This is a genomic window from Pseudomonas sp. A39 (assembly GCF_058145955.1).
In genome coordinates, this window is the sequence record NZ_JBYVMD010000117.1 from 1 (window position 1) to 987 (window position 987).

Here is a 987-nt window from a genome sequence, read left to right on the forward strand (position 1 = left end):
GCCCGCGCCGGTCAGCAGGGATTCCAGGTACTCGATATGGGGGGTCACGACAAACTCGTAACCCCAGCTCTGGAACAGATCCAACACCTGGCGACGCGCTACTTCAATGCGCGCAGCTTCTGGTGGCAGTACTTCTTCGATGCCATCTGGCAGCAGCCAGCGGTCTACCGTTGCCATTACGCCATTCCCCTATGATCCGGGCGGCCAGCCCTCGGCCGAGCCTTGAGTGAAGCAGAAAACACCCGCCCCCTGCATAAACCACGCGCAAGAGCGACGTGACGAACGACCTGCAAACGGCCTCGTCGGGCACTTTCCTCGAAAAACCTGTCACGCCTGCCGAATCAAACATGCAGACGCAAAAAAGCCGGGAATTTCCCGGCTGCCGCATCATACACCCGTTTTCTGAAAGGATCACCCCGCCAGGCGTTTTAGCCGCCCGACGGGAGTGAGCCCTACAGAATCACAGGCCGGTTACTTGGACTTTTCCAGGTAGCGGAAGAACTCGCTGCTTGGGTCCAGCACCATGACGTCGGTTTTGTTCGCGAAGCTTTCACGGTAGGCGCGCAGGCTACGGTAGAACGCGTAGAACTCCTGGTCCTGGCCGTACGCCTTGGAGTAGATCGCCGCAGCTTGGGCATCACCATCACCACGCGCCTCTTCAGACTCGCGATAGGCCTCTGCCAGCAGTACACGACGCTGACGGTCGGCATCCGCACGGATACCTTCAGCCAACTCGTTACCCTTGGCGCGGTGCTCACGAGCCTCACGCTCACGCTCGGTGCTCATACGCTCGAACACGCTGCGGTTCACTTCCTTCGGCAGGTCGATAGCCTTGACCCGAACATCGATCACCTCGATGCCCAGCTCTTTTTCCGCCATCGTGTTCAGCGAGCGCGTGATGTCCGCCATCAGCGCATCACGCTCACCGGACACCACCTCGTGCAGGGTGCGCTTACCAAACTGGTCACGCAGGCCCGATTCCAGACG

At 60.1% G+C, this 987-nt stretch carries 2 protein-coding genes; both read right to left on the reverse strand.

The genetic code is table 11. The features are described from left to right. Positions 1 to 177 (reverse strand): ATP phosphoribosyltransferase regulatory subunit (locus AC3ZU9_RS31440; protein WP_490091793.1); only part of this gene is annotated, 177 nt, incomplete at its 3' end. Between the two features lie 294 nt (positions 178 to 471). Further along, a partial coding sequence (gene hflC / locus AC3ZU9_RS31445) for a protease modulator HflC (protein WP_490091792.1) occupies positions 472 to 987 on the reverse strand: 516 nt, incomplete at its 5' end.